8 protein-coding genes and 1 pseudogene are annotated in these 5,952 nt (G+C 58.9%); 7 read left to right on the forward strand and 2 right to left on the reverse strand.

Going from position 1 to position 5,952, the window contains the following annotated elements; all coding sequences use genetic code 11:
- Both ACTJJX_RS34575 and ACTJJX_RS34580 read left to right on the forward strand, forming a co-directional pair.
- Positions 1–334: DUF2523 family protein (locus ACTJJX_RS34575; RefSeq protein ID WP_217967322.1), on the forward strand; the 334-nt coding region annotated here is incomplete at its 5' end.
- Between the two features lie 17 nt (positions 335–351).
- Positions 352–1,632, forward strand: coding sequence for a zonular occludens toxin domain-containing protein (locus tag ACTJJX_RS34580; RefSeq protein WP_050156882.1), 1,281 nt, complete (start codon positions 352–354; stop codon positions 1,630–1,632).
- A 181-nt stretch (positions 1,633–1,813) separates the two neighbouring features.
- Here ACTJJX_RS34580 and ACTJJX_RS34585 read toward each other — a convergent pair whose 3' ends face one another.
- Both ACTJJX_RS34585 and ACTJJX_RS34590 read right to left on the reverse strand, forming a co-directional pair.
- Positions 1,814–2,272, reverse strand: a complete 459-nt coding sequence (locus ACTJJX_RS34585; protein ID WP_440782060.1) for a hypothetical protein — start codon at positions 2,270–2,272, stop codon at positions 1,814–1,816.
- Positions 2,273–2,749: 477 nt separating this feature from the next.
- Positions 2,750–3,106, reverse strand: coding sequence for a helix-turn-helix domain-containing protein (locus tag ACTJJX_RS34590; protein ID WP_003144162.1), 357 nt, complete (start codon positions 3,104–3,106; stop codon positions 2,750–2,752).
- A 134-nt stretch (positions 3,107–3,240) separates the two neighbouring features.
- Here ACTJJX_RS34590 and ACTJJX_RS34595 point away from each other — a divergent pair, with 134 nt between their 5' ends.
- The 5 genes and pseudogenes from ACTJJX_RS34595 to ACTJJX_RS34615 form a co-directional block, all read left to right on the forward strand.
- Positions 3,241–4,473: a phage/plasmid replication protein, II/X family gene (locus ACTJJX_RS34595; RefSeq protein ID WP_023101274.1), complete on the forward strand. Its 1,233-nt coding sequence runs from the start codon at positions 3,241–3,243 to the stop codon at positions 4,471–4,473.
- A gap of 84 nt (positions 4,474–4,557) precedes the next feature.
- Entirely contained in the window at positions 4,558–4,815 is a 258-nt protein-coding gene (locus tag ACTJJX_RS34600) for a hypothetical protein (RefSeq protein WP_031638158.1), read from the forward strand.
- A gap of 5 nt (positions 4,816–4,820) precedes the next feature.
- The gene (locus ACTJJX_RS34605; protein ID WP_016852945.1) at positions 4,821–5,165 is read left to right on the forward strand and encodes a DNA-binding protein; all 345 of its coding nucleotides are present in this window, start codon (positions 4,821–4,823) and stop codon (positions 5,163–5,165) included.
- Between the two features lie 274 nt (positions 5,166–5,439).
- Entirely contained in the window at positions 5,440–5,670 is a 231-nt protein-coding gene (locus ACTJJX_RS34610; RefSeq protein ID WP_019416411.1) for a hypothetical protein, read from the forward strand.
- Between the two features lie 67 nt (positions 5,671–5,737).
- A pseudogene (locus tag ACTJJX_RS34615) lies at positions 5,738–5,952 on the forward strand (hypothetical protein); the annotation flags it as partial.

Genomic DNA, 5,952 nt, shown 5'->3' on the forward strand with positions numbered 1-5,952 from the left:
TCATTGCGCGAGGGTTGAACTGATGCCGTTACTGATCGGGGTACTACTGCGGGCCATCGGCTGGTCGCTGATCCCGCTGGGTTGGAAGCTGCTGCGCGGCTTGGGATTCACCGCTGTTGCCTTCGTCGGCGTCAAGGCGGTGATGGATCAGGCCAAGGACTACGTATTCAGCAACCTGGGTGGCGTGCCTGCGCAGTGGCTTCAAGTCCTGGGGCTTCTGCAAGTTGACGTGTGCATCAACATCCTGTTCTCCGCGTACATCGCCCGAGCTGTGCTGTGGGGTATGGACAAGTCTGGCGGCAAGTCCGGCATGCGCTGGACCGGGCCGAAGTAAGCGAGGAGGGGACCAACATGCTCTATCTGCGCACCGGTCTGCCAGGTGCTGGCAAGACTTTGAACGCGATTCGGGAAATCGACATTGAACACCAGCCGGACCCGGACGACCCGACCAAGCGGCTGCACAAGGACCCGGACAATCCGGACCTGCCGCCCAGGACGATCTACTACTACGGCATCCCGGATATGAAGCTGGATCGGCTCAAGTCGAAGTGGGTCGAGTTCGATACGCCCGAAGAGTGGTACAACCTGCCTGATGGCTCGGTGATCGTGATCGACGAAGCGCAACGGGTGTTCGGTAACGATGGCTCCAGGGCGCGCCCGGAGAAAGTCACGCGCTTCGAGACGCACCGGCACCAGGGCCTGGACATTCACTTGATCACTCAGCATCCCAGCTTGCTGTGCACGCCAGTGCGCAAGCTTGTCGGCAAGCACATCAACTTCATTCGGCCCTATGGCCGGGAGAAAGGCATCTTCCGGCATGAGTACGAGTTCTGCATCGACAACCCGGAGCGGCGCAGCAACTTCAAGCAGGCCCAGGAAGAGCGGGTCACGCTGGATAAGGCGTATTTCGGCGTCTACAAGTCGTCGACGGTGCACACGCACAAGCCGATCACGCCCAGCTACATGAAGAAAATCCCGCTGATCATCGCGCTGATGTTGATTCCGATCGGTGTGCTTGTTGGGCTGGTCGTGACCGCCATGCAACAGGGTGATGAGGAGAAAGAGGCGGCTCTTGCGAGGAGTCATGCGGCTGAGGCGTCAGCGGGTGTTCTGCCTGGGGCTGGAAATGCTGTTCAGGCAGCCCCCAGGGCCTCCAGTGGGCCGAAATCGGCCGATGAGTTCATCGGTGATATGTCGCCCAGGGTGCCCGATCTGGTGGCCTCGGCGCCGCGCTATGACGATCTGAACAAGCCCAGGGATTTCCCTCGGCCGGTGTGTGCGGCCAGCTCGGACCCGAACTTGATCAGCAAGGCTCCTGAGCGGCGAATTCCGATGGGCACGTACAATGGCCGGGTGATGGTCTGCCAGTGCTACACGCAACAGGTCACGCGGATGCACACGACGTTCGAGTTCTGCATGGACGTGGTGAACAACGGCTATTTCGACGACACGCGGATGCCACCGACTTATGCCAGCGGCAACAGCACGCGAGGCTTGATCACAAGTCCGTCAGTTGACCCGGCGACGGCGATTGAGCGAGGGCGCGCAGCGACATCGCCGACGCCGGGGGATGCGTTCTCGACACGAGTAACCATCGTGCCGGATAGCAGCAGGACGCCCAGGACGCTATGAGCGATGCGAGCCTCTTGGCTCAGGGGTTCGTATCTATGGCTTCGCATAATGTGGACGGGATTACGTTAGGCCAGGCCCGACCGAAGGGAGAATGCGCAGACCGGAAAATTGCAGTCCGGTCAAGCATTTACACGTAATCCCCATTATGCGATGCGACCTCTTTATTTGCGTGACGTCACGCTTATTCTTCAATCATGCGGTAGGTGTAGCGCGGATCTGTCAGGCCCGACAGCAGCTTGTCGAACTGGCGTTCTCCGGCCTTCCGGGTCAGGCCCTTGCTGATGGTCTGCCAGCGCGCCTTGCCCTTGCGCTCTTGAATTGCCCAAGTCTTCGCCTCGGCCTCTTCTTTTTTCGTGACGCGTGACGCTAATTCGGCTTCCAGCTCGGCAATTCGTTGCAGTGCCTGGTCGAACTCCTCTTGGGTGCGCTGCCAGCCGTCGAGGATTTCCTTTACGCCATCGGCGGGGATCGATGGGGCATGTTTTCGTGACGGTTGATCGTCACGCTTTTTCTTGTTCGCCCGGTAGCGCCGCGCTCGCTCTGCGTCCGTCAGGGCTTTGCCGGTGGCTGGCCGACCGCGTCCGCGCTTCGGCTGCTCCAGGGGGAGGGGTTGGGTTTGCTTGTCGGTTGGGTCAATCATTGCGGCGTCTCCATGCTGGCTGGGCATGGGATAATTATACGTGACGCGTCACGATAAACATAGGAATTAACGTGACGAATCACGATAAATAGCGACCGTTCGTCGGTATTTAATGTGACGCCATAGGTTCGTCACGATAAATAGCGCCGCCCGCTCTTTGGATCCCCAGCCTCTTGGGAGTCCCGGCAGGTCAAGGGCCGCGACCCCGGCTTGTCAGCGCTCGCGGTGACAAACGGAGTCCCGGGCGGAGCGAACCCTTGAACCACCTCGGACAAAGACAGCCTCCGGTCATAGGGTAGGGGGAAGCTTTTCTCCCCCTGCCCTCTGACCCCCTGGCGAAGGGCAGGGATGACAAGGGACAGCGTCCCTTGGTGTTGATGGGTGGGTGTTGCGGAGGGGTGGCCGGGAGCGATCCCGGCGCAGCCGGGTCCACCATCTCTAATGGTGGACTTTTGTCTCATGGTGAGACTTTTCGAGTTATCGAAGTGCTTCCTGCTCGTAACCGAAGAGAACGCCTTTCAAGGCAATGCGTGCCTGGTTCCTGATATCCGGCGGTAAGGCGTCAAAGCGGCGCAGGATAGGCGCCAGGTCTTCGGATACCGTCCTTTCTTGCTCGGTAAGCAGCAACTCGTCCGTGCTCACCCCAAGCGCTTTTGCAAGGCGCACGATGATCTCGCCTGTAGGGTCTGAGCGGCCGGCTTCGTATGAGGTGTAGCTGGACTTGCTGATACCTGCGGCTTCCCACACTTCCCGCTGGGTGAGCTTCTTCGCTTCCCTGAAACGCTTCAGGTTGAGGGCAATGGTCATGGCTCGTTCCTGGTTGGTGGTGCTCATGACTCGATCCTATGCACTGTTGTTCCATACAGTACCGGAATAACGGTACAAAAGTTGTTGATTGTCGGTAGCGGCAAGTCTTATGATCCCGTCCAATAAGTATCGGCATGCCGATATTGACAGGGATTTCTTCAATGCTCGACAAGTTGCACCTCTTCGTTCCGTTCCGCCTCGAGCACATCGAACTGCTCGGGGTGGAAGGGCGTGCGGATCCGGTGCACGTCGTGGATCTGGAAAGCCTGGGCGTGCCGCTCCAAGGGCAGATCAGCCGAGGGGAGGGCGGAGAGCTACAGGCGGATTACTTGCGGCACACCTGGGAGTCACTGAGTACGGGCTTCACGCCTTTGGCGTTCAAGGTGTTTCACCAGTCCTTGGGTAAGCGCCTGATGCCCGGTGTAGAGCTGAAGGCCAGCCCGGCGAAGTTGCTCCAGGGGCACAACGTGTTTGGCCCAACCTGCATCCAGAAGGGGGCCGAGGTGATGTTCAAGTGGCTAGCCGGAAGCTACCCGGACCTCTTCGCGAAGCTCGATGTGTCAGCGACGCAGGTCTACACCCTGGACTGCACGTATTCCAGCCGGCTGCCGGACGAACGCACGGCGCTCCAGGTCATCCAGGCGCTGACCAACGTCAGCAACGGCCACACCAAGAGTCGCGGCGACAACTACCAGACGTCCGCGTACTGGGGCGCGAAAGAATCCCGCCTAAAGCGCCTGAAGGCGTATCTCAAGCACACCGAGTTTCAGGCCCAGTTGGACGAATTGAAGCGGGCAGGGCGGGCCGATCTGTCGGCTGCTCGGTCTGCTCGGGTCATGTCTGACCCACGGTTGCAGGAGTGGGTGCGCTACCTGCTCCGCATGGAGGCCACGGTAATGCACCGGTGGCTGGAACGCCGGGGCATCCCGTCTCGGCTTGTTGATCTGATCGCCTACCAGCAGCGGCTCCAAGAAGAGGGGCGCTGCCTGATTCAGGAGTGCTGGCAAGCGGTTACAGCGGACCTTTTCGCGGCCTTTGAGGGTATCCAGATGCGTGTGATTGATGATGAAAAAGTGCTGGCCGCACTGACTGAGCGACACCTGAAGTACGACCGTAAGGGCAAGCCCAACGATAGCCACGCTCGAAACCTGTTTCGGACGTACCGCAGCCTCAAGGACTACGGGTGGCAGGAAACGATGGACTCCATGTCTCGCCCGACGTTCTACCGGCATATCAAGGAAATCTGCGAGGCCGGCCTGTCGAAAGCCGCCCTGCAGAAGCTCCACGAAGCGGACCGGGCGAACAACGTCGTACCGCTGCTGCGGTTCGTCCAGGTCGATTTCAGCGCCCAGCGCCCCGACTGGTACGTCGAGCCGACCGTGGAGGCCGCGTGATGCTGGTAGCCACCTTGGAAACTCTGGCTCTGTTGGCCTTTGCGGCTACCGTCATCCACGCCGTGGGCGTGTGGGCGCGCAGCGATGGATAAGGTGGCCCACCAGTCGCTCCGCTGGGACCTGGAGCAAGACCTTTCCCACCTCGTCGAGGACGAGCACCTGGTGCGCCAGGTCCTGGACCTGGTCATGCGCCGAGTCGTCCAGGAACAGGCCGCCGAGGCCGTTCGCCGGCAGCGCATCAACCGAGACTTCAAGACGTTCCGGCGCGGCCGGAGCGTGACGCCGCCCGCATGGGCATTTCGTGAACCGGGCACAAGCCCACAAGTTGAACCCCTGAGGTAAATCATATGCTCGCTCTCATCGGCCTGTGCCAGGGCTATTACTCCGATACTCGCAACGTCAATACCGCCAACGGTCCTTCGCAGATTGTTGAACACTCGGTGCTCGTCCAGGTTGAGCAAACCAATAAGTTCGGCATGCCGGAAACCAAGGTTGTCCAGGTCCGTATTTCGAAACGGCATATGGATGGCGGGCTCAATAATGTCTGGAAGATGGAGAAGGGCAAGACGGTGTCCGTCCCGGTATTTATCCAGGCCTGGGCGAGTAAGTCCGGTAACGCCGGATTCGATTATTGGCTGTCGGGCGACGGCATGCCGTTGAAACTTCAAACCGTTCAGGAGAAAGCCGCTTAAGGGTCCCGGCCTTTTTCGGCGAAAAAGGACGGGTAGGGGATAAGCATGAATTTTTTGGGCTGTGACGGTGTTTGGTTGGCTAGGGAAGATGGTTCAACTATCTGCCAGGGCCAAATGAAGACGTTTACGGTCCAGGAAATGCGGGAGTTTCTAACTCCTGCAATGACAATTGCGCAGAAAGCTCAAATCACCGGCGGTCTGTTGACGTTGTTTGTCGCGGTCTGGGTGTTTAAGAAGATGCGCACATCAATTCCACACTAATGGAGTAAGTTCCATGAAACAACTGAAACAACTGTTCTCCCTGGGCAAGCGTGAAGCCGTTATCGGTGGCTCGTTGCTGATGACGTCCGGCCTCTCGATGGCCGCTGAGGGCGATATCGACACTACCAAGGCCCTGGCCTATATCGCGGGCGGTCTGACTGCGGCGGCGGCTGTGACCGGTGCCATGTTCGGCCTGGTGGCCCTGATCGGTGCCGCCAAGAAAGCCCAGCGCGCAGGGACCTAATCGACCCTCAGTCAAGCCGGTGGCGGTCACTCCGCCCCGGCTTTTTTATTGCCCGGAGAAAGGATAAATGAGGATTAAGAAATGTATATCAGCCCTGAAGATATCGCTTTTTATGGCGTGCTTATTGCCATCGTTATTCTTTGCTCAGGGCGCTAGGGCTGAATATTATTATTGGTACATGGGTCATTTTGATAAGAAAGTTTCTTCGCCCTCGGCGGGTTGCGATCTTTATTTCACTGGTATATCTCGCGATCCAGGGCGGGTTTTTGTTATGGAGCCTTC

The sequence above is a fragment of the Pseudomonas sp. 22490 genome, assembly GCF_052044465.1.
GTDB classification, from domain to species: domain Bacteria; phylum Pseudomonadota; class Gammaproteobacteria; order Pseudomonadales; family Pseudomonadaceae; genus Pseudomonas; species Pseudomonas aeruginosa.